Source organism: Desulfofundulus luciae (genome assembly GCF_030813795.1).
Taxonomy (GTDB): domain Bacteria; phylum Bacillota; class Desulfotomaculia; order Desulfotomaculales; family Desulfovirgulaceae; genus Desulfofundulus; species Desulfofundulus luciae.
The window spans coordinates 176,249-195,350 of the sequence record NZ_JAUSUX010000001.1 but is presented as its reverse complement, the minus strand read 5'-3'; the positions used below and the strand labels follow the sequence as shown (position 1 = coordinate 195,350).

The 19,102-nt window shown below is 59.8% G+C and carries 16 protein-coding genes; 4 read left to right on the top strand and 12 right to left on the bottom strand.

Annotated features, from left to right (window positions below; all coding sequences use genetic code 11):
- Nucleotides 1-116 precede the first annotated feature (116 nt).
- On the bottom strand, nucleotides 117-1,307 hold the full coding sequence (gene metK / locus J2Z49_RS00955; RefSeq protein ID WP_307399002.1) for a methionine adenosyltransferase: 1,191 nt from the start codon (nucleotides 1,305-1,307) through the stop codon (nucleotides 117-119).
- Nucleotides 1,308-1,582: 275 nt separating this feature from the next.
- Between metK and J2Z49_RS00950 the strand changes: the two genes are divergently transcribed.
- The 3 genes from J2Z49_RS00950 (at nucleotide 1,583) to J2Z49_RS00940 (ending at nucleotide 2,872) form a co-directional block, all read left to right on the top strand.
- Nucleotides 1,583-1,807, top strand: a complete 225-nt coding sequence (locus tag J2Z49_RS00950) for a DUF1659 domain-containing protein (RefSeq protein ID WP_307399000.1) — start codon at nucleotides 1,583-1,585, stop codon at nucleotides 1,805-1,807.
- A gap of 504 nt (nucleotides 1,808-2,311) precedes the next feature.
- On the top strand, nucleotides 2,312-2,545 hold the full coding sequence (locus J2Z49_RS00945) for a DUF2922 domain-containing protein (RefSeq protein WP_013824350.1): 234 nt from the start codon (nucleotides 2,312-2,314) through the stop codon (nucleotides 2,543-2,545).
- Nucleotides 2,546-2,725: 180 nt separating this feature from the next.
- Nucleotides 2,726-2,872 (top strand): YvrJ family protein, encoded by a 147-nt coding sequence (locus tag J2Z49_RS00940; protein ID WP_013824351.1) that lies wholly within the window; start codon nucleotides 2,726-2,728, stop codon nucleotides 2,870-2,872.
- A gap of 27 nt (nucleotides 2,873-2,899) precedes the next feature.
- Here J2Z49_RS00940 and J2Z49_RS00935 read toward each other — a convergent pair whose 3' ends face one another.
- The 6 genes from J2Z49_RS00935 to fabZ all read right to left on the bottom strand — a co-directional run bounded on the left by J2Z49_RS00935 (nucleotide 2,900) and on the right by fabZ (nucleotide 9,122).
- The gene (locus J2Z49_RS00935; RefSeq protein WP_307399157.1) at nucleotides 2,900-4,318 is read right to left on the bottom strand and encodes a phosphoglucomutase/phosphomannomutase family protein; all 1,419 of its coding nucleotides are present in this window, start codon (nucleotides 4,316-4,318) and stop codon (nucleotides 2,900-2,902) included.
- 173 nt (nucleotides 4,319-4,491) lie between these two features.
- Nucleotides 4,492-5,229: a YetF domain-containing protein gene (locus J2Z49_RS00930; RefSeq protein ID WP_013824355.1), complete on the bottom strand. Its 738-nt coding sequence runs from the start codon at nucleotides 5,227-5,229 to the stop codon at nucleotides 4,492-4,494.
- A 271-nt stretch (nucleotides 5,230-5,500) separates the two neighbouring features.
- The gene (locus J2Z49_RS00925) at nucleotides 5,501-6,442 is read right to left on the bottom strand and encodes an SDR family oxidoreductase (protein ID WP_307398995.1); all 942 of its coding nucleotides are present in this window, start codon (nucleotides 6,440-6,442) and stop codon (nucleotides 5,501-5,503) included.
- A gap of 75 nt (nucleotides 6,443-6,517) precedes the next feature.
- The gene (gene galU / locus J2Z49_RS00920; RefSeq protein ID WP_307398993.1) at nucleotides 6,518-7,387 is read right to left on the bottom strand and encodes a UTP--glucose-1-phosphate uridylyltransferase GalU; all 870 of its coding nucleotides are present in this window, start codon (nucleotides 7,385-7,387) and stop codon (nucleotides 6,518-6,520) included.
- A gap of 69 nt (nucleotides 7,388-7,456) precedes the next feature.
- Nucleotides 7,457-8,524 (bottom strand): MraY family glycosyltransferase, encoded by a 1,068-nt coding sequence (locus J2Z49_RS00915; protein WP_307398991.1) that lies wholly within the window; start codon nucleotides 8,522-8,524, stop codon nucleotides 7,457-7,459.
- A gap of 166 nt (nucleotides 8,525-8,690) precedes the next feature.
- Nucleotides 8,691-9,122 (bottom strand): 3-hydroxyacyl-ACP dehydratase FabZ, encoded by a 432-nt coding sequence (fabZ, locus tag J2Z49_RS00910; RefSeq protein WP_307399155.1) that lies wholly within the window; start codon nucleotides 9,120-9,122, stop codon nucleotides 8,691-8,693.
- 154 nt (nucleotides 9,123-9,276) lie between these two features.
- Between fabZ and J2Z49_RS00905 the strand changes: the two genes are divergently transcribed.
- Nucleotides 9,277-11,163, top strand: coding sequence for an FAD-dependent oxidoreductase (locus tag J2Z49_RS00905; RefSeq protein WP_307398989.1), 1,887 nt, complete (start codon nucleotides 9,277-9,279; stop codon nucleotides 11,161-11,163).
- On the opposite strand, the gene J2Z49_RS00900 is transcribed toward J2Z49_RS00905, so the two are convergent.
- The 5 genes from J2Z49_RS00900 to J2Z49_RS00880 all read right to left on the bottom strand — a co-directional run bounded on the left by J2Z49_RS00900 (nucleotide 11,111) and on the right by J2Z49_RS00880 (nucleotide 19,020).
- Nucleotides 11,111-12,211 carry a PQQ-binding-like beta-propeller repeat protein gene (locus J2Z49_RS00900; RefSeq protein ID WP_307398988.1) on the bottom strand — a complete coding sequence of 367 codons (1,101 nt, stop codon included), beginning with the start codon at nucleotides 12,209-12,211 and terminating at the stop codon, nucleotides 11,111-11,113. The two genes, J2Z49_RS00905 and J2Z49_RS00900, sit on opposite strands and share 53 nt — an antisense overlap.
- 29 nt (nucleotides 12,212-12,240) lie before the next feature.
- Entirely contained in the window at nucleotides 12,241-13,794 is a 1,554-nt protein-coding gene (locus J2Z49_RS00895) for a stalk domain-containing protein (RefSeq protein WP_307399153.1), read from the bottom strand.
- A 99-nt stretch (nucleotides 13,795-13,893) separates the two neighbouring features.
- Nucleotides 13,894-15,129, bottom strand: coding sequence for a polysaccharide pyruvyl transferase CsaB (gene csaB / locus J2Z49_RS00890; RefSeq protein WP_307398986.1), 1,236 nt, complete (start codon nucleotides 15,127-15,129; stop codon nucleotides 13,894-13,896).
- A 557-nt stretch (nucleotides 15,130-15,686) separates the two neighbouring features.
- A complete protein-coding gene (locus J2Z49_RS00885) occupies nucleotides 15,687-17,618 on the bottom strand; it encodes a DUF5693 family protein (RefSeq protein WP_307398983.1) in 1,932 nt (643 codons plus the stop codon).
- A gap of 112 nt (nucleotides 17,619-17,730) precedes the next feature.
- Nucleotides 17,731-19,020: an LCP family protein gene (locus J2Z49_RS00880; protein ID WP_307398982.1), complete on the bottom strand. Its 1,290-nt coding sequence runs from the start codon at nucleotides 19,018-19,020 to the stop codon at nucleotides 17,731-17,733.
- Nucleotides 19,021-19,102: the final 82 nt, after the last annotated feature.

Below are 19,102 nucleotides of genomic sequence, written 5' to 3'. Positions count from 1 at the left end.
TGCTCCACCATATGCAGGACCGCGAACGGGGGTGATAGGGTTACCCGGCGTTTAAATGTAAATATTCAGTGAACCCGGTTGGATGCGGCGCTGTCAATGTCTATATGCCTGGTCTCCTACGCTCCCGCTTCCTTGCGCAGGATCTCGGCCTTGTCGGTGCGCTCCCAGGGGAGGTCGATGTCGGTGCGGCCGAAGTGGCCGTAGGCGGCGGTACGGCGGTAGATGGGCCGCCGCAGGTCCAGGGTTTTGATGATTCCGGCCGGGCGCAGGTCAAAATGTTCCCGGATCAGCTTGACCAGAAGCTCTTCGCTGACCCTGCCGGTACCGAAGGTATCCACCATTATGGACACCGGACGGGCCACGCCGATGGCGTAGGCCAGCTGCACCTCGCACTTATCGGCCAGCCCGGCGGCCACGATGTTCTTGGCCACGTAGCGGGCGGCATAGCTGGCGGAACGGTCCACCTTGGTGGGATCTTTACCGGAAAAGCAGCCGCCGCCGTGGCGGGCCATACCGCCGTAGGTATCCACAATAATTTTACGCCCGGTCAGCCCCGTATCCCCCTGGGGACCACCAATGACAAAACGACCGGTGGGGTTGATGAAGTAACGGGTGGTAGAGTTGAGCAGCTCCGGCGGTATGATCGGCCGGACAACCTTTTCGATCAGGTCTTCCCGGATTTGGTCCAGGGGAACCCGGGGGTGATGCTGGGCTGAAATGACCACCGTATCAATGCGCACCGGCCGGTCGTCTTCATATTCCACCGTCACCTGCACCTTGCCGTCCGGGCGCAGGTAGGGCAGTTCCCGGGTCTTCCTGACCGTGGCCAGCCGGCGGGCCAGCCGGTGGGCCAGGGCAATGGGAAGGGGCATGAACTCTTTTGTTTCATTGGTGGCAAAACCAAACATCATACCCTGGTCCCCCGCACCAATGGCTTCAATTTCCGAATCGGTCATCTCCCCGGAACGGGCCTCCAGGGCCTTATTCACGCCCATGGCAATATCCGGCGATTGCTCGTCAATGGAAGTGACCACCGCACAGGTGTCGCAGTCAAAGCCGTATTTGGCCCGGGTATAGCCAATTTCCCGCACCGTTTCCCGGGCAATCCGGGGGATATCCACATAACATTTGGTGGTAATCTCGCCGGCCACGAGAATCAAACCGGTGGTGACCAGCGTTTCACAGGCCACCCGGGCGTCGGGGTCCCGGGCAATAATCTCATCCAGAATGGCATCGGAAATCTGATCGGCCACCTTATCCGGGTGGCCTTCGGTAACTGATTCTGAAGTAAACAGCCTCCTGGCCAATACAATTCACCTCCATGTCCTGCGGGCAAAAACTGCCACGACTATTCTAGCAAATAGCCCGAATAGTGTCAAATTAAATCGACATCAACCTTGAAAATCGGCAGCAACGCTGGCCAACCATATTCTGGTATACAACAAGTACCTAAAATAGAAATGCTCCAAAATTAGACATGAACTGACAAATTATGGCCTTGACGGTACCCCCTGCCCGGGGTATAATAAAGCCATAAAGGCGAACACGTGTTCGGTCAAAGCTCAAGGAGGTGTTTCACGTTATGGCTGTGAGCAAGGTTCCCAGCACCACGGTCCTGCGGCTGGTGCTGCAAACCGGCTTTGACGGGGAGGGCAACCCGGTCTACCGCAATAAAAACCTGAATAACGTGCGCCCCGATGCCGCCGACCAGGATCTCTTTGATGTGGCCCAGGCCCTGGCCGGGCTGCAGGAATACCCCCTGGCCGGCGTGAACCGGATTGACAGCGCCCGCCTGGTGCAGGTGTAATGGTTGGCGCATAGGGAGGCGGGGCCGGTTTGGATACAGGCCCCGCCTGTTGATCCCCCCTGTCGATTAGAAAGCAGGTTCCCCTGGCACGACTAAAAGCCGGCCAAAACGTAAATATTCAGTAAAACCGTTATGAAGAGGATGCGGCGCTGTCCGGGGCGAACGACGCAGCACACGCCGGTAACAGCACCCGGCAACCCAGCACTCACCGGCAAAAATGCTCATTCCAGGGCAAATGCAAAAGACAGTAGAAAATTTGGCTTTCGCAGTATGGCTTATTCAGTGAGTGCTGGGCGGCCCGAAGCGAGCCGCGGTGCGCATCTTACGCGGAGCACTGGAGTGAGCGGGGACCCAGCACTCACTGGAATACTAGCTCTTCCCAAAACCTGATGTGTCAATTAAACCTGAAACACCGGGAGCAGAGTCATATTTAGGTGAGTGCTGGGCCGCATCCAACCGGGTTCACTGAATATTTACGCCAAAACAATAAGGAGGTGCATTCTCGTGGCTGTCACCACCACCCAGACCCTGCGCATGGTCTTTAAAAATCAAAGCGGCTCCAACTTCACCATCAGCCTGGACAACCCCCGGGATAACGTTACCGCCGCCGAAATTGAAGCCGTAATGGACCTGATCATCAGCAGGAACGTCTTTCTCACCGGCGGCGGCGCCCTGGTATCCAAGCAGGATGTGCAGATCGTCGACCGCACCACCAACGACCTGTACGATCCGGCCTAAACCATCCCCTTCAATATCCCGGCCCCCGGCAACACAGCCGGGGGCCGGCCTCCCCGGGCCACAAACTTTAGAAGACGTAAGAAGGGATTCCAAGGTTGGTATTCGGCTTTAGCCGAATGCCTTCTTAATCCCACTTCTCACCTCTCACTTCTCACTTCTCATATCCGGAGGTGCTGCCTTGTGGAAACCATTTTGCAGGCAGTAGGCAACCTGGGTTTTCCCATTGTGGTCACCGCCTACCTGCTGGTGCGTATTGAAACCAAGCTGGAGAACCTGGCCGCCAGCATCGCCGGGCTTGCCCAGGCGGTGAACGCCCTGCGGAAGTAGCAAGCCCGGCGAGATAGGAATCGTGGTTTACAGCCCCAGCATGCTCCGCGCGGCCTGCTGGAGACGGCGCAGCTCCTCTTCAGTACTGGCCTCCACGTAAATACGGAAAAGGGGCTCGGTGCCCGAAGCCCGCACCAGCACCCAGGCGCCGTTTTCCAGCACCAGCTTGATCCCATCCACGGCGATGCGCCGCTCCACCTTCAAGCCGCCAATTTCCGGAGGATAAAGGTCCTTTAATACACCCAGGACCCTTTTCTTTTCTTCCGCCGACGTATGAATGTCCAGCCGCTCGCTGTACAGGCGGCCAAAACGGGACCAAACCTCGTAGGCCAGGCCGGTCAGGCTTTTGCCGTGGGCGGCCACCATTTCCGCCGCCAGAAGCCCGGCCAGGATGCCGTCTTTTTCCGGAATGTGCCCGCGGATGGACAACCCGCCGCTTTCTTCCCCCCCTAAAAGGCAGTTCTTCTCCAGCAGGTGCTGGCCGATGTATTTGAAGCCAACGGGTGTCTCGTAAACTTCTTGATTAAAAGCACGGGCCAGGCGGTCCAGCAAATGGGTGGTGGCTACGGTGCGGGCCACCGGCCCCCGTTCACCCCGGGTCTGGAGCAGGTGGTAGTACAGCAGGGGCAGGAACAGGTTGGGTGCGATATAGGTGCCGTCCCGGTCAATGATGCCGAAGCGGTCGGCATCACCGTCCAGGGCCAGGCCCAGATGGGCCTCACGCTCCAGGACCAGGGAGCGCAGCTCTCCCAGGGACTTTCCGGTCGGCTCGGGGAGACTGCCGCCGAAAAGGGGATCCCGCCGGTTATGGATTGCTTCCACCTCGATCCCCTCACCGGCCAGAATATCTTCCAGGTAACCGATACCCGCCCCGTACATGGGATCCACGATAATCCTTAAACGGGCCTTTCTAATGGCGTCAAGATCAATGAGCTTCGTGATGTGCTGGAAGTAAGCAGGCCGGGGGTCGATCTTTTGAGCAGCTTCCCCGGAAGGTTCAGCCGGACCGCCTTCGTGTTCCCCGGTTGCCTGCAGGCGGTGAATATTATCTTCAATCTCCCGGGTAATGTGGGGCAGGGCCGGCCCGGCATATTCCGGGATAAACTTAAAACCGTTATATTCGGGCGGGTTGTGACTGGCCGTCAGCATTACGGCCCCCCCGGCCCGGTGTTCCTTGATGGCAAAGGCAGTAACGGGGGTGGGAGTGGCCCTTCCGGTAAGATAGACGGGAATACCCCGCCCGGTGAAGACGCCGGCCACGGTGGCGGCCAGTTGTTCCGACAGGAAACGGTTGTCGTAACCGACCACCACCCCTCGTCCGGCCAGATGGTGGGCTTCAAGGTAATCGGCCACCGCCCGGGTCACCAGGGCCACATTATCAAAGGTGAAATCCCGGGCCAAAATGCCCCGCCAGCCGTCGGTACCGAAGGAAATTCTGGTTGCCAGGTTAAGTCCCCCCTCTAATTCGGACGTCGGAAGTCAGATGTCAGAGGCCGGAACTGCTGTAGGAATTCGCTGCGCGAATTCCTACCTCTTTTCCGACTTCCGACTTCCGACCTCTAACCTCCATATTAATGGTGATTCTACCACCACCGCCCGACTCCTTATTCCCGGTGTCCCTACTGTGGCATTTTGCCGGGAAGTTTGTCGGTAATATCTGTAACATGCTGCATGGTGTCTTCTTTTCTGTCCACATACAATTTGCCTTCCGCGTCCAGGCTGGCGTACATGACATCCTTGACGGATTTGATGCCCTGCTTTTCCAGCTCCCGGTAGAGCCAGTCCTCGGTGAGGTTGTTTTGCTTCAGGTTTTGCTGGATTACTACACCGTCCACAATCAACTCCGAAGGAATGCCCTGATACTTGGTAGGTATCTGCATATCGCTGGGAGTAAGAGGTTGCTTGTGACTTTTCAACAGCACGCTCAGCCCCCCGTTGGGTTCGGCCACGGCAAACTCCACATCGGCAATATTGAACACATTTTTTTCCCTCAACTGCATCATGAGGTCATCCACATTGTAAATTAACTTTTTCATGTTATTTTCCAGGATCTTGCCGTTATGAATGACCACAGTAGGTTCGCCTTCAATTAACTTGCGCAGGGGGCGGTATTTTAAAGAGGCATACTCCGAAATAACCGTCAAAAGGCCAAAAAGCAGCAGGCCGAAGGCATAATACCAGCCGTTTTCTTTTAAATCCGTAACCATGGCCGCAGCTATAGAGCCGATTACAATGGCATTGACAAAATCTGCGACCGTAAGCTGGCCCACCTGGGTTTTACCCACCACCCGGGTGATCACCAGCACCCCCAGAAAGGCCCCGATACCCCGGATGAGAATTTGTAAATAAGGATTCATCTTCCCTTCCCTCCGTCAGTATTAATTTACAGGCCTTAGTTTACCGGGGGTCAGGGAATTTATACCTCTTGAAGGCCGGGACATCCGGGAACACTTTGCAAACGGGGTATAATTCAACCATATTATGGTAACAATACCCCCTGGGAGGGTGTAATGCATGAACAGCCAGAAACTGCTTAAACAGCTTGAAAAGAAACAAAAGATGTTTGAAGAATATCTCCGGCAGGTTAGAGAAAGCCGGAAAAGCAAGGCCCCGCTCAGCCACAGGAGCTCAAGAACCGCTCATAAATAGGCGCCTTTCTTTTCTATGCCACTCCACGGTTAAGTTCAAACCGGCGGCCAGGTCCGTGAGGGCCCGCCAGCCCAGGGTTTTCCGCGCCAGGTCGCAGGATAAATAGCTGTGGCGGATGTCCCCCGGGCGGGGCGGGCAGTAGCGGGCTTTTATTTTGCTCCCGGTAATTTGTTGCAGCAGCAGGAATAGATCGTTCACCGACGTGGCGCGGCCGGTGCTCACATTAAGCACCCGGCCGCTGCCTTTTTTGACGGCGGCCAGGTTTGCCGCGGCCACATCCCCCACGTAAACGAAATCCCGGGTCTGCTCGCCGTCCCCAAAGATACAGGGAGCTTCACCCTGCAGCAGGCGGTGGACAAAAACAGCCACCACCCCCCCCTCACCGGTGGCGTCCTGCCGGGGGCCGTAAACGTTGGCGTAGCGCAGCACGGTGTAATCCAGCCCGTAAAGCCCCCGGTAAACTTCCAGGTAGTGTTCCACCGTATGCTTGGAAATGCCATACCCTGCCAGGGGGCGAACGGGATGTTCCTCGTCCACAGGCAGGTAGAGGGGATCCCCGTAAACAGCCGCCGAGGAGGCATAGATCACCTTTTCCACCCCGGTGCGCCGGCACGCCTCCAGCAGGTGGATGGTGCCGCCAATGTTTACTGCGGCGTCCCGGGCGGGATCGTCCAGGGAAGCCTGAACGTCCACCTGGGCCGCCTGGTGAATGACCACCCGGGGCCGGAACTGCTCCAGGGTTTCCCGCACAAACTCTTCGTCCCGGATATCTCCATGATAGAGGCTGGCCGCAGGGTGCAGGTTGGACAGGCTGCCCCGGGAGAGATCATCCAGCACCGCAACATCTGCCCCGCATGCCGCCAGTTGTTCCACCACATGGGACCCAATAAAACCGGCACCGCCGGTAACCAGAACCCGCATGATTAACTCCTTTCGTCTTCAGTGAACCAAGCAGGAGCCGGCCTTTGCAACCGGCTCCCGTAACCTGCCGGGCCCTTAGAGGGTCCGGGCAATCTCCTTGAGATAGGCCGCAAATTCTTCACCCAGATCCGGCCGGTCCAGGGCAAATTCCACCATGGCTTTGAGGTAGCCCAGCTTATCTCCCACATCGTAGCGCCGCCCTTTAAAGGCCAGGCCGTACACGGGCTGCTCCCGGCAGAGCACCCTTAAGGCGTCGGTAAGCTGGATTTCCCCGCCCGCCCCGGGGGGTGTTTCGGCCAGTATCTCAAAGATACGCGGGTCAATTATGTAACGGCCCATGATGGCCAGGCGGGAGGGAGCCTCCCCGGGAGCAGGCTTTTCCACCAGATCCCGCACCCGGTAAACGCCTTCCCTGATGGGCTCGGCGTCCAGGATCCCGTACTTGCTGACGTCTTCCGGAGACACTTCCTGCACCGCCAGGATGGTGCCGGGCATTTCTTCGTAGAGGTTTAACAACTGCTTCAAACACGGCGTCCTGCTGCGTACGATATCGTCGCCCAGGAGTACGGCAAAGGGCTCGTTGCCGATAAACTTCCGGGCGCAGTATACGGCATGGCCCAGGCCCCTGGGTTCCTTTTGCCGCACGTAATATATATCAACCATTTCGCTGATATCCTGAACCAGTTCCAGCAGCCCCAGCTTCTCCCTGGCCCTTAACTGCTCCTCCAGGTCTGGAGACTTGTCGAAATGATCCTCTATGGCCCGCTTATGGCGGCCGGTAATGATCAGAATATCTTCAATGCCTGAACGCACCGCCTCTTCAATGATGTACTGGATGGTGGGCTTGTCGACTATGGGCAGCATCTCCTTGGGCTGTGCTTTGGTGGCCGGCAAAAAACGTACACCCAAACCGGCCGCCGGAATAATGGCCTTACGGATCTGCAAAAAGCAACACCCCCATCATGTAAAATTAAGCGGTCCTCCAACGTGGCAGGACCGCTGCTGTGACCCAATCTATAACCTGCTCGACATCTGTCGATCCTTCTCAGGAGCTCTACCAATCACGCCCACTTTGTTTGCCGCGGCAATGACCACAACGGCCAGTATAACCAGCAGGGCCAGGGCCTGATCGGTAGCCACCAGGTTCAATACCACCGCGCTGCCTCCCAGCAGGGCGCTGATGCCATAAATCACCAGGACGGCCTGCCGGTGGGAAAGTCCCAGGGCCAGCAGTTGATGATGCAGGTGCTCCTTATCCGGCTGGAAGATGGGCCGGTGCCTGTGGTAGCGGCGCAATATGGCAAAGAAGGTATCCAGCAGGGGGATGCCCAGAATAACCAGGGGCACCAGCACAGAAACGGCAGTTACACTCTTGGTCAAGCCCATGATGGCCATCACGGCCAGGGTATAACCCAGCAGCATGGAGCCGGAGTCACCAAGGAAGATTTTAGCCGGATGAAAATTGTAGCGCAGGAAGCCCAGCAATGCCGCAGCAAGCATTAAGGCCAGCATGATTACCTCCCGCTGCCCTGCGGCACCAAAGACCTGCCACTGTGTCCAGCCCACCACTGCCATAGTTAAAGCGGCAATACAGGAAACGCCGCCGGCCAGACCATCCAACCCGTCAATTAAATTGACCGCGTTGGTAACCGCCACCACCCAGAAAATGGTGATGGGAATACCCAGCCAACCGAGATCGACTATATGGCCGTTAAAGGGATTGGTAACAAAATACACCTGCACATCCAGAGGCAACAGGACCACTGCCGCAACTACCTGCCCGGCCAGCTTCACCCGGGGCGAGAGACCCCGGAGATCATCCAGCGCACCAAGGAGCATGATCAACGTCATCCCCAGCAGCAGCCCGTAAAGACTGCGGGTGGGCTGTATGGTGACCAGAACGGCCGTAACAAAACCTGCGTATACCGCCAGACCACCCAATCGCGGCATGACATCCTTATGCACCTTGCGGGCATTGGGCCGGTCCACCGCTCCCCAACGGAAGGCCTGCCGCCGCACCCAGGGGGTTGCCGTCAGGGTAATCCCGCCGGCCAGCAACAGGCCCAGCAACATTTTGAGCAAGCTTTATCCCTCCGCTAACGACAATAACCCGTAGTATCAGAGGTATTGTACCATTATGAACTTTATATCTACAAACTGCGCTATATGATGTCGGAGGGTGATAATTGGGGTGCGGTGGATTCTGGACAAGCTTTTTTAACTTATTGCCTGCTCAAGGAAAATTTGATTAACTTCCCTGTTCTACGGCAAAAATGAGCTCCGCTTCGGCCGCCAGCTGGTCCCCCACCATGGCCCGCCCCGCCGCCCTGCCAATGCTCCCGCGCATTTTGAGAATCTGGACTTCAATGTGCAGCTGGTCCCCGGGTACTACCCGGCGGCGGAACCGGGCCTTATCGATACCGGCAAAAAGAGCCAGCTTTCCGGCAAACTCCGGCATTTGCAGGAGAGCCACCGCCCCTACCTGCGCCATGGCTTCAATAATCAACACCCCGGGCATCACCGGATGGCCGGGAAAGTGCCCGGCAAAAAAGGGTTCGTTGATGGTGACATTTTTAATGCCCACGGCCCGCTTTCCCTCTTCCACCTCCACAATCCTGTCCACCAGAAGGAAGGGGTAGCGGTGGGGTAGAATTTTTTGTATCAACTGTACGTCCAGCATGCGTTTTCCCGGCCGCAGCCGGGCTGACACTCCTTTCCCTGCAGGCGGATCACCGCCAAAAGCTTTTAGCTTAAAACAGGAATATTATACCACAGGAGTCTCCCTCCCGGCCAACCCTTTTGCCGGACAAAATTTACGACAAGGTGGCAATGGTATGGACAACAAAACCTGGCCCTTGCGTGGAAACGGTTACCGGCCGTGGCATTCTGCCGGCGGCCGCCTTTTTACATCCCTTTTGCCAATCCTTTTCTTCCTATCCCTCCTCCTGCCTGCCGCCCGGTACAACGCCGGCGTAACCGGCAGGGTAGAACAATACGACATTGTGATCTACGGCGGCAGCTTTGCCGGCTGTGCCGCAGCCCGCACCGCCGCCCTGGCCGCCCCGCAAAAGTCCATCCTGCTGGTGGTACCGGATCCCGTACCGGCCCTGGGCAGTATCGGCACCACCGGCGGGCAAAATTTTTTTGATCTCCGGTTCTGGCGGGGGCAACTGGTGGCTAAAGGTTCCTTCGCCCGCTGGTACGGCCAGACCGGGCAGTTTTACCATCCGGGAACCATGGCCACCCTGCTGCGGGCGGACCTGGCGGCACACGATAATATTTCTATTCTCTGGTGCCACGATATAGAAGCGGTAGATTATACCGGCCACCCCCGGCGCATTGCACAGCTGGTTCTGCGGGAAGTTTTCCCGGACCGGAACGGGGTAACCCGCTGGGGCAGCGACGTGCGCCGGGTGAAGGGGCAGGTATTTGTGGACGCTTCGGACGATGGCCGCCTGACACGCCTGGCGGGAGTCGCCACCACCGGCGGGCGCTACGACTGGCCGGCAGGGTACCTTGACGACTCGGAACGGGACTTACCGCAGGAACAAAAAACAACCCGCATCATCACCGCGGGGCTGGCCCGCCAGCAGGCAGCCACCCTGATGTTTAAGGTCAGGGGCGTGAAAGTACCCCTTTTGAAAACGGGAAGGGTGCTTAAATTAGGCGACCTGACCTTTGTCCGTGATCCCCGCGGCGGCTGGGGTATTACCGGAGGCTGCCGCACTTTCAGGGAAAACCCGGTGGTAAGGGCCTTTAATGAACGCTACGCCCCCCGGGGCTTTGCCCTAAAGCCGTTAAACGCCGCCTCCGACGGCCGGGACAGCTCCCAGTGGTGGGTGAACGCCCTGGTGGTTTTCAACGTGGACGGCCGGGCCTGCCTGCGGGACCGGGGCACTGCCCGCTATCCCGCCGTACGTGAAGACTACCTGGATGTGGACACCGCCCGGCTCAAGGCCAGGGAGATGCTGAAAAACCCGGCCTTTCTGGAAGCACTGCGGCAGTTTTACGCAGTCAACCATGCCACGGGGCAACGTTACGGTTTTGCCGGGGCGGAACCAGTGCGGGACAGCCGGGGAGAGTTGGTGGTAGGGGATATGCTCTACTTGCGGGAAACCATTCACCTGCCCCTGGATGCAGAAAAGGTGGGCCATGGAACGGAGAACACAAACTATGCCCTGACGGCAAAGGCCTGCCAGGGAGCAGGGGACGGGGCCGGCCGGGCGGGCATCCGGGGACGGGCCGGTAAAACCGGTGCTGCAAAAGTAACCGTAAATAATTCCCGGATACCCTCGCCCGCGGCCGATGCGGCCAACTACCCCACCCGCATCGGCCTGGGCTATTACGCCATGGATATCAACGCTTACACCTACCGGGATTTAAAACAAAACGGCGTATATACCTGGCCGGTTACGGGAACCGTGCGCCCCGACTGGGAGCGGCAGGGCGGAGAGCCGCAGAACCCCGTCTACCTTCCCTACCGCATGCTGGTCACTAGCCAGGCCGAAAATCTGCTGGTGCCTGGGTATGCCACCGGTGCTTCCTCCCTGGCCTGGGCAGAAATCCGGGTTATTCCCAATTTATGCGTGCTGGGGGATGCGGCGGGGGCGGCGGCGGCCCGGGCCGTCCTGTACGGCGAGGCACCGGCCCGCTTCGGCCCCGCCCAGATCAGCTGGGTCCAGCAAACCCTGCGCCGTATGGGAGCAAGGCTGGAGAAGTGACCACCAGCACGCGGGACTTGGAACTGGTCAGCGTCAGGGGTACGATCACCCTGGATTGGTCCAGGGGAGTGACCAGCCACTGGTTCATCACGGGCAGGCCGGCCAGCGCGCCCATCCAGGACCAGGAACTGATAATCTGCCGGTCTGGAGATACTTCTAACAAGGTGGAAGTGCCGGCATCGGCGATGAGCGTGTTCCCGTTGGGAAGACGAGTAGCACCCGTGGGGCGCTTGAGCCTGACTTTTTCAGTTGCCGCTGTAGTGCTGGCGGTTGCCCCGTACCGGCCGGGAACGATAGTTTTGCCGTTTTGATCTTCGTTATTCCCCGTTGCGTCCGGCGCAGCCTTTTGTATGGCGGGAGGCGGGCCATACGTACCATCACCCACCTGCCAGACCACCCGCTTTTTAGCGTCGATTTCCAGCACCCGCCCCCCGGTAAAGCCCTGGTCCACAATGAGGGTATGCCCGTTGGGCAGCCGGACGGCCTGCACCGGGTTGGCCAGGTGACCCGGCGTGCCCGGCGGCACCGGCCTGCCCCAGCCGTAGGACCAGACCACCCTTTTGTCCGGGGTTACCTCGATAATCTGGTAGGGCAGGGTGATCAGGGTGTTGCCGCCGGACAGGCGCTGGGCATAGCGGGGTGCCCGGGCCGGGGAAGGCAGCCGGTACTCCCAGACCACCTTGCCGGCCGGATTCACTTCTATTACCCGGGGCACAAAGGGACGGCCCGGAGCACCGGAATCGGCAATGAGGGTATTGCCGTTTGCCAGGCGCCGGGCCGCAGCGGCCTGGACGCCCTGGTACGACCATACCTCCTGCCCGGCCGGGGTGATTTCCACCACCGCCGGGGACTGGTGTCCCACCCGGGTCATGAGCAGGTTGCCGTCAGGCAGCTGCTCCACGTAGTAGGGGTGGTTAACGGTAATGTCGTCCCGGTAATCCACCTCCACCGCCGCTTCCTGGGCCAGAACAGGTAAGGGAAGGAGGGTGCCGACGGCCAGGAATATGGCAAGAACGGCCGCAAGGAACTTATTTGCCCTTATGATCATGGGTGATCCTCACCTTTCACTTATCTTGGCTAACCAGTTGACTTTGCCTCAATTATTACCGCCGGCGGGGCGTTTTGCCAGGTAACGGCGGCCCCCAGGGCCTCGCCCACAAAGCGCAGGGGAACCATGGTGCGTCCTTCCACCGCCCGGGCCGGGGCGTCCAGGGGCAATGTTTTGCCGTTAACAAGAGCTTCTCCCTTTCCCAGGGTCAGGCTGACCGTACGCCCACCGCGGGTTGCCGTTACGGTTCTGGTTTTTTCATCCCAGTGCACCGTGGCCCCCAGGGCCTCGAAAATCCCCCGCATGGGTACCAGGGTGCGCCCTTTATCCACTACGGGAGGGACGTCAAAGAAGAGGCGCTTGCCATTCAGGTAAACCGGCACCTGGCGGAGCACCAGGATGGCGTTGGCCAGTCCCCGCTCACGACCGTCGGATGGCCGGCTGACCAGCTTGCCCTTAACCCACAGGCCGCTGGAACCGCCCCCGTCCAGGGCCGCGGCGCGCACCGCTCCCAGCTCGGTCATCAAGTAGGCCAGCTCCTCCAGGGTGATACCGGCGCTCCAATCTTTCAGCCGGCCGTCCACCTCCACCAGCAGGAGTTGACCCTTGCCGTTTACACCGATGGCCGTGCGGGGTGCCGGTTCCAGGACGCTGCCCCGGAACCCTTCCATAATGGCCTGCAGCACGGGCTGTCCTTCATCCACCAGAAGAGGCCCGGCCGTAACCAGGTGCTTCAGCCCATCCCATCCGGGACCCCAGTCAAACTGCAGGATCACCGGGGTACCCACGGCCGGGGCGGCAGCTTCTCCCACTGCGCCACCCCGGAAAGTGAGTACATACCCGTCCCGCGGTATGGGGCTACCCCCGTAGCCAATTTCCGAAACTATGTACCGGTTGCTTTTTTCTGTCTCCGGGCGCACCACCACATCAATAGCGTCACCGGCGGAACCGGCGCGCTCACCCCAGGCCGGGGTGTAAAGGGTAATGCCCTTGGATGCGGGAGAAGTATTCACCCGCGCCACCGCAAGGGGCTCGGACGAGCCAAAACGTACACTCACCCGGGGCGCAAAGTAACCAAGCTGGATCTGGTTGCGCCCGGTGATACCAATGGAGGTGCGCAAAATCTCGGAGGTGGCCAGGAGCTGGCCGTCCTGGACCAGGCTGCCGATGGGGTGTCCCCGGGAGGGATCAAAGAATCCCCCGTTTACGGCGGCCACCGCCCCGTGCCGGGCGGCCATCTGGCTCAATGTTTCCTTATTGCCCAGGGCGTCACCGCCCACTGCCACCCGCACCTCCAGCAGGGCCTGGCCGGGGTCTACCTCCACCACATGCCCCTTCAGGGGTTCACCCTGCCAGGTGCGGCCGGAAATAGGGTAATAGCGCACACCAGGGGCCAGGATCTGGATCTGGCCGGCAGGCGGCCTGGAAACCAGGGGTTGCGGTGCCGGCCTGCCCACAACCGTGGTCTGTACGGCCTGGGAACCGGCGGCAGCACTATCCGCCCTGGCCGGTTGAATTGCAAAGGCGGCCATGCTGCCCCAGAAAAAAGCCCCCCCGAGCAGGATGGCGGCTATTTTTTTCACACCACTCAATAGAATTACCTCCCCAGATAAACAATGCCTCGCCTTCGTAATTTTTCCAGTGCAAAGGGGCAAAAAATTTTTCGCCCGGGGCGAGTTTAACTAATCGAATTTTTTAACTTCCGACTTCCGACCTCCAAATTCCATTAATGCGCCGGCCAGCCGGGCGGTGGCCCGGGCACGTTCCCTTAAGGGGCCGACCATCCGGGCCAGACTGGCCCTGAACCCGGCAGGATCGGCCAGAACCTCATCCACTGCCCGGCTCAAGGCGGCGTACTCCAGGCCGGCTGCCTGCCCCGCAGGCTGCAGCCCCAACTGTTCCAGGAAACGGTCGACCTTCGGGTCGTAGCTTATTCCCACCGGCGGTACACCCATCACCGCCGCCAGAATCAAGGCGTGCAGCCGCATGCCGATGAGCAGGTCCAGGCAGGCAACCAGGGAAACCGCCTCACCGACGGTCAGCCCCCGGTCCAGGACGGCGGCCCGCTCCCGCATCATGGCGGTCACTTCCCGGCTCACGGCCAGATCTTCGGGGTACTGCAGGGGGATGAAAAGCACCCGGTAGCCCCGGTGACAGAGGTCGTCGCACACCCGGGCCAGGGCCTTTTGTTGTTTCTCCCCAAAACCGGGCCATTCCCGCACCGATACTCCCGCCACAGGTGCAGGTGTCCCCTCAATACCCCATCCTTCACCGGGAACCGTTCCATCTCCATCCCAAGGGCGGGAGTTGTCCCCCTCATCACTGCTAACCTGTGGTTCGAGAATACCCATCCTTTCCAGGATCTCCATCCCTTTCTCCCTATCCGCCCGGGCCGGGTCCAGACCCAGCACCGGGTCGGCGGTAACCTCCACCGGGGGCCGGGTTACCCCCATTTCCGCCAGGTCCCGGGCGGAATTTTCGTCCCGCACGGTGATGAGCTGTACATCGTTGGCCACCAGGCGCATCAACAGCCGGCCGGTTTTACTTTTTACGGGGCCGATGCCCTGGGCGTAAAAAACCACCGGCTTGCCCAGGCGCCGGGCCAGCCAGACCACCCCCAGGTAGTAAACCAGGCTTTTGAGGCCGGTGACATCCTGCAGCAGGCTGCCCCCGCCGCTGAGCAGCAGATCGGCTCTGGTGAGGGCGCGGTAGATTTCCCCCACCCGCCAGCGGTTTACCGCCTCTACGCCGTAAAGGGCACTGGTTCTTTCAGGGGCATGGGAAAGGACCACCGGGCGGACGGTGGGACACACCTCCCGCAGGGCCTCCAGCAGGCTGTAGAGGACCGCCTCATCCCCAAGGTTGTCGAAACCGTAATAACCGGAAATGGCCACCACCGGCCCTTCACCGGCTGCCATAACCACACCCCCGTTTTCACCCGAATTCACTTTCCAACTTAAGGCACGGCCCAGCACTCACCACAATATGACTCTGCTCCCGGTGTTTCAGGTTTAATTGACAAATCAGGTTTTGGGAAGAGCTAGTGTTCCAGTGAGTGCTGGGTCCCGCTCACTCATATGCTCCACGTAAGATGCGCACCTCGGTTCGCTTCGGGCCGCCCAGCACTCACCGGTGAAGGATTGCTTTGCGGAAGACATATTGTACATGCTCGCTATCTGTACTTAAAGAAATCATTGATTCAGTGAGTGCTGGGTCTTCTGCGGATTGCCATCGATACTGTCTTTATGCTATCTACTTTTTCCACCCGATGTGGTTCTTCTACATTACTCTCGCTTGGTTTCGTTGGCGTCCTCCCCAGCACTCACTGAAAAAGATATACTGGAAAGGGCAGCGCTTACAACCTGTTACATCAGTCTTAAAAAGTATAACTTTCCGGTGAGTGCTGGGCGCAAAATCGTTCGCTCTGGACAACATCGTGCCTTTGTAGTTAACAACACGGTTTTACTGATATACTCTAATTGTCCCCCGGGGAGAACCTGCGCCACCAGTGCCCGGCCAGGTTTACCACCAGGATGAGCGCCAGGCCCACCAGAATCCCCAGCCACAGGCCGTTGACCAGCCGCATCAGGGAAACCAGAAGCGGTGTGTGGATATGGGCAAAGGTATTCACCAGGGAGACCTGGCCGATGGCCCCCAGCAGCAGCAGGGGCAGGAAGCGGTTGTCCCGGTAGCCGGTGTAAAACAACAGCATCAAAGCGGGGTGGCCGAGTAAAAATTCCTTGGTTCTCGGGCGCACTCCCAGGACGACATCCAGGAATCCCCGGAACTTCAGCTCCAGGGCGGAGGTGGCCACTTGCCCTTCGTTGCCCGTACGCACGAGATAAACGGCCAGAATCGCCAGGAGCAATGCGGCGAGGGCGGCCCACTTGACCAGCACCGGCTGGTTCAACGTCCTCTCCAGGCGCTTTCCAAAGGGTTCTGCAGGGCCGGACAGGAAGAAAAACACCCCCGCCACCAGCAACAACGGCGCCAGGTGGGCCAGCTTAACCCCGCTGAACTGGTCCAGCATGAGCATGAACCCGGCGTCCGCCAGAAGGCCCACGGTAAAAAGCGCGCCCAGCAGGGAAGCCAGGGTGGTACGCAAAAGCATGCCTGCACTTTCCAGGGCGGGGACACCCCGGGCGCTCACGCTGGTAACTAGAGCCAGGCTGGGGAAAATGATGACCGCCGCTAAGGCCATCAGCTTGCGCGCCAGTGATGGAGCCGCCGCCAAAAGACCGGCCCAGGCCGCCACCGCCAGGAGCAGAAGCCATATTTCCCCCCGGCGCAACCCCAGGCGCCCGGCGAGCAAAAGGCCGCCGGCAATAACCCCCAGGCCCATGACGAAGAGATTCGCGCGGGAGACGGGCAGAGCCGGCAGGGTGGAAGCCTGTCCCAACACCAGGCCTTCCCGCTGTAAACCCTCTTTCAGGCTGCTTATATAATCAAGGTTTTCCTGGAGCACGTCCCGGGCTCCCGCCCCCGGGAAGGGCCGCACCAGCAGCACCCGCATGTTGCGTTCGGCGGCGGCCAGCCTGTAGCGTTCCAGTGCTTCGGCCGGGGTGTAACGACTCATGTCCCTGGGGGGAATGCTGTGCAGGCGCACCACATCCTTGTCCAGCAGCACCCCAAGCTTATCAAGGCCTTTCTGGGGGTAAAATTCAATCTGGGCCACCGGCACGCCCAGCCGGTCCACCACCCGGGCCAGCGCCCGCAGTTTCTGCGGGTAGCCGGGCAGGGTGTCGTCGTTAAAGGCCAGGACAGAGAGGTTGGGGATCTCTTTCAAAGGCGCCAGGGCCTGCTCAATTCCCCGGGCGGTAGCCCCGGGCCAGTTGCGCACCTGAACCATGGCCAGCAACCCGGCCCGGGCGCTATCCTGCAGGGGGCCGTCCGGAAAACCCAGACCCAGTTGTGACAACAGGCCGGGGTCGGCAGAAGTGCGCACCACGTAAACCCCCGGCGCCGGCCGGTAACCCCGGGTCCCGGAAGTCTTGGCCTCGAGCTGGGCAAGCAGGCGCCGGAAGGTTTCCTCCCGGGAGGTGACCAGGTAGGTGTCCTGCATTGCTACTTCCCCACCTTCCCGCAACCGTCCCAGCCAGTGGGGCGACATTAACTGCAGCTCCTGGCCGGTCATTACCGCTATTTCCCCTGTACGGCGCAGTTCGTCCACCGTGGGCTCCTTAAAAAGCACTGTGGTCAGCCCCCGTTCCCGGAAAAGGCGCATAACTTCCAGGGTATCCCGCCCCGACAGCCGGGCCAGGGCGTTGAGATCCTCGTAGGGCATGGCCACTTCCACGCTGCGAAAACCGGCCTCCACCCGGTAGCGCTGCCAGGCGGCCGCGCCAGCCGCGATCATACCCGAAACCAAAAGAAACACCAGCAACACGGGGTACCAGCGTTGTCTCATATAAATGACCTCCAGCATAGAAAAATGTTCCTGACACCGCAGTCACAAGACAAGCCTCCTGCGGGCACTGCAAGTTGGTGCTGCAGGAGGCGTACGGAAACCTTTGTAAATGCTAACTGGTACTTCCGCTGGGAATGGGGATAATTTCTATGCCCCCGCCGGTATCACCGCCCTGTTTTCCGGCATTTGGGGCGGGCGGCTTTTGTGTTCCACCCGTTTTTGTACGCGCTACAGGCGGAGAAGAGCTGCCGTCACCGGTCTCTCCACCGTTGCCCGGTTGATCGGCGGGAGACGGGGCGTTATCCTGCCCCGGCGTACTGCCTGCAGGTGCACCGCTGCTGGAACTATCACCGGTCGCCGGTTCGCTGCCCGGTGAATTTGTTTCCAGTCCAGGAAGGACCGGCGGCACTGCCGGCGAAGGCGGTGCAGGCCGGGTCACCACCGGCTCACCGGCGGCCAGCTGGCCCGTCCCCGTCCTGCGCGCGGGCGGGCCGGAAGAAGGTCCCCCCTCGCTGACCGTGGACCCCTGCACCACCTGGGTCACCCGCCCCTCTTCAAAGAGAGCCAGGGCCACCTCATGGGCCTGCGCCGGATCCACATACCAGTAGCTGACGCCCCTTAAATCCAGAAACCGCCCGGGCAGGGTCTGGGTGACGATCTCGGCCTGGTCGAAATACCTGGCCGCCCGGGCCAGGGCCAGCATCTGCTTGAAGCCCATGTTGGTTTCCACGCTTTTGTTTATTTCCGGCACCAGGCGGGGCAGTTTCACCAGGGTGGATGGTTTCATCACTTCCCCGGCCAGGGCCTTTAAAAACTTCAACTGCCTCTCCGTGCGGCCAATGTCCCCCAGGGGGTCTCCCCGGAAGCGAACATATTGCAGGGCCTTATCGCCGTCCAGGCGCTGTACCCCCTTGCGCAGGTTGATGGCGTATTGACGGCCGTCGGAACTATCGTAATGATACATGTTCCGTTCCACGTCGATGGTCACGCCGCCCAGAACGTCCACGATGTTCTTGAACCCTTCCCAGCGGGCCAGGGCGTAATACTGCACGGGCATCCCGATGAGGTTGGAGACAGTCTCGCAGGTCAGCGCCGGCCCGCCGTAAACAGCGGCGGCATTGATTTTATCCGTCCCGTGACCGGGAATATCCACCCGGGTATCCCGCGGTATGGACAACAAGGCAATGCGCTTTTTCTCACCATCCACGTTGGCCACAATAATACTGTCGGTTCGGCCCACCTTTTCCCCGGGCCTGGCATCGGTACCCAGGAGCAGCACGGTAAAGGACCCTGGGGGCTGACCGGCCTGCGCCTCATTGTTCTCGGGACCGGCAAGCAATCCCGGCCAGCTCAAGCCGAGATAGCCTGCCAGTAAATAGCCTCCCCCCGCCAGAAAAAGCATTAATAAAAGCAGGAACAGGGGCTTTGGTCTCCACCTCCGCCTGCGTCTAACCATACCAACACCCCGCTTTTTCCAGCCGGGT

Excerpts from the sequence above, each read along its gene's own strand:
- J2Z49_RS00950 (WP_307399000.1), top strand. The coding sequence starts at position 1,583 with ATGGCTGTGAGCAAGGTTCCCAGCACCACGGTCCTGCGGCTGGTGCTG.
- J2Z49_RS00930 (WP_013824355.1), bottom strand. The coding sequence starts at position 5,229 with ATGAATCCTTATTTACAAATTCTCATCCGGGGTATCGGGGCCTTTCTG.
- J2Z49_RS00925 (WP_307398995.1), bottom strand. The coding sequence starts at position 6,442 with ATGCGGGTTCTGGTTACCGGCGGTGCCGGTTTTATTGGGTCCCATGTG.
- fabZ (WP_307399155.1), bottom strand. The coding sequence starts at position 9,122 with ATGCTGGACGTACAGTTGATACAAAAAATTCTACCCCACCGCTACCCC.
- J2Z49_RS00905 (WP_307398989.1), top strand. The coding sequence starts at position 9,277 with ATGGACAACAAAACCTGGCCCTTGCGTGGAAACGGTTACCGGCCGTGG.
- J2Z49_RS00900 (WP_307398988.1), bottom strand. The coding sequence starts at position 12,211 with ATGATCATAAGGGCAAATAAGTTCCTTGCGGCCGTTCTTGCCATATTC.
- csaB (WP_307398986.1), bottom strand. The coding sequence starts at position 15,129 with ATGGCAGCCGGTGAAGGGCCGGTGGTGGCCATTTCCGGTTATTACGGT.
- J2Z49_RS00885 (WP_307398983.1), bottom strand. The coding sequence starts at position 17,618 with ATGAGACAACGCTGGTACCCCGTGTTGCTGGTGTTTCTTTTGGTTTCG.
- J2Z49_RS00880 (WP_307398982.1), bottom strand. The coding sequence starts at position 19,020 with ATGCTTTTTCTGGCGGGGGGAGGCTATTTACTGGCAGGCTATCTCGGC.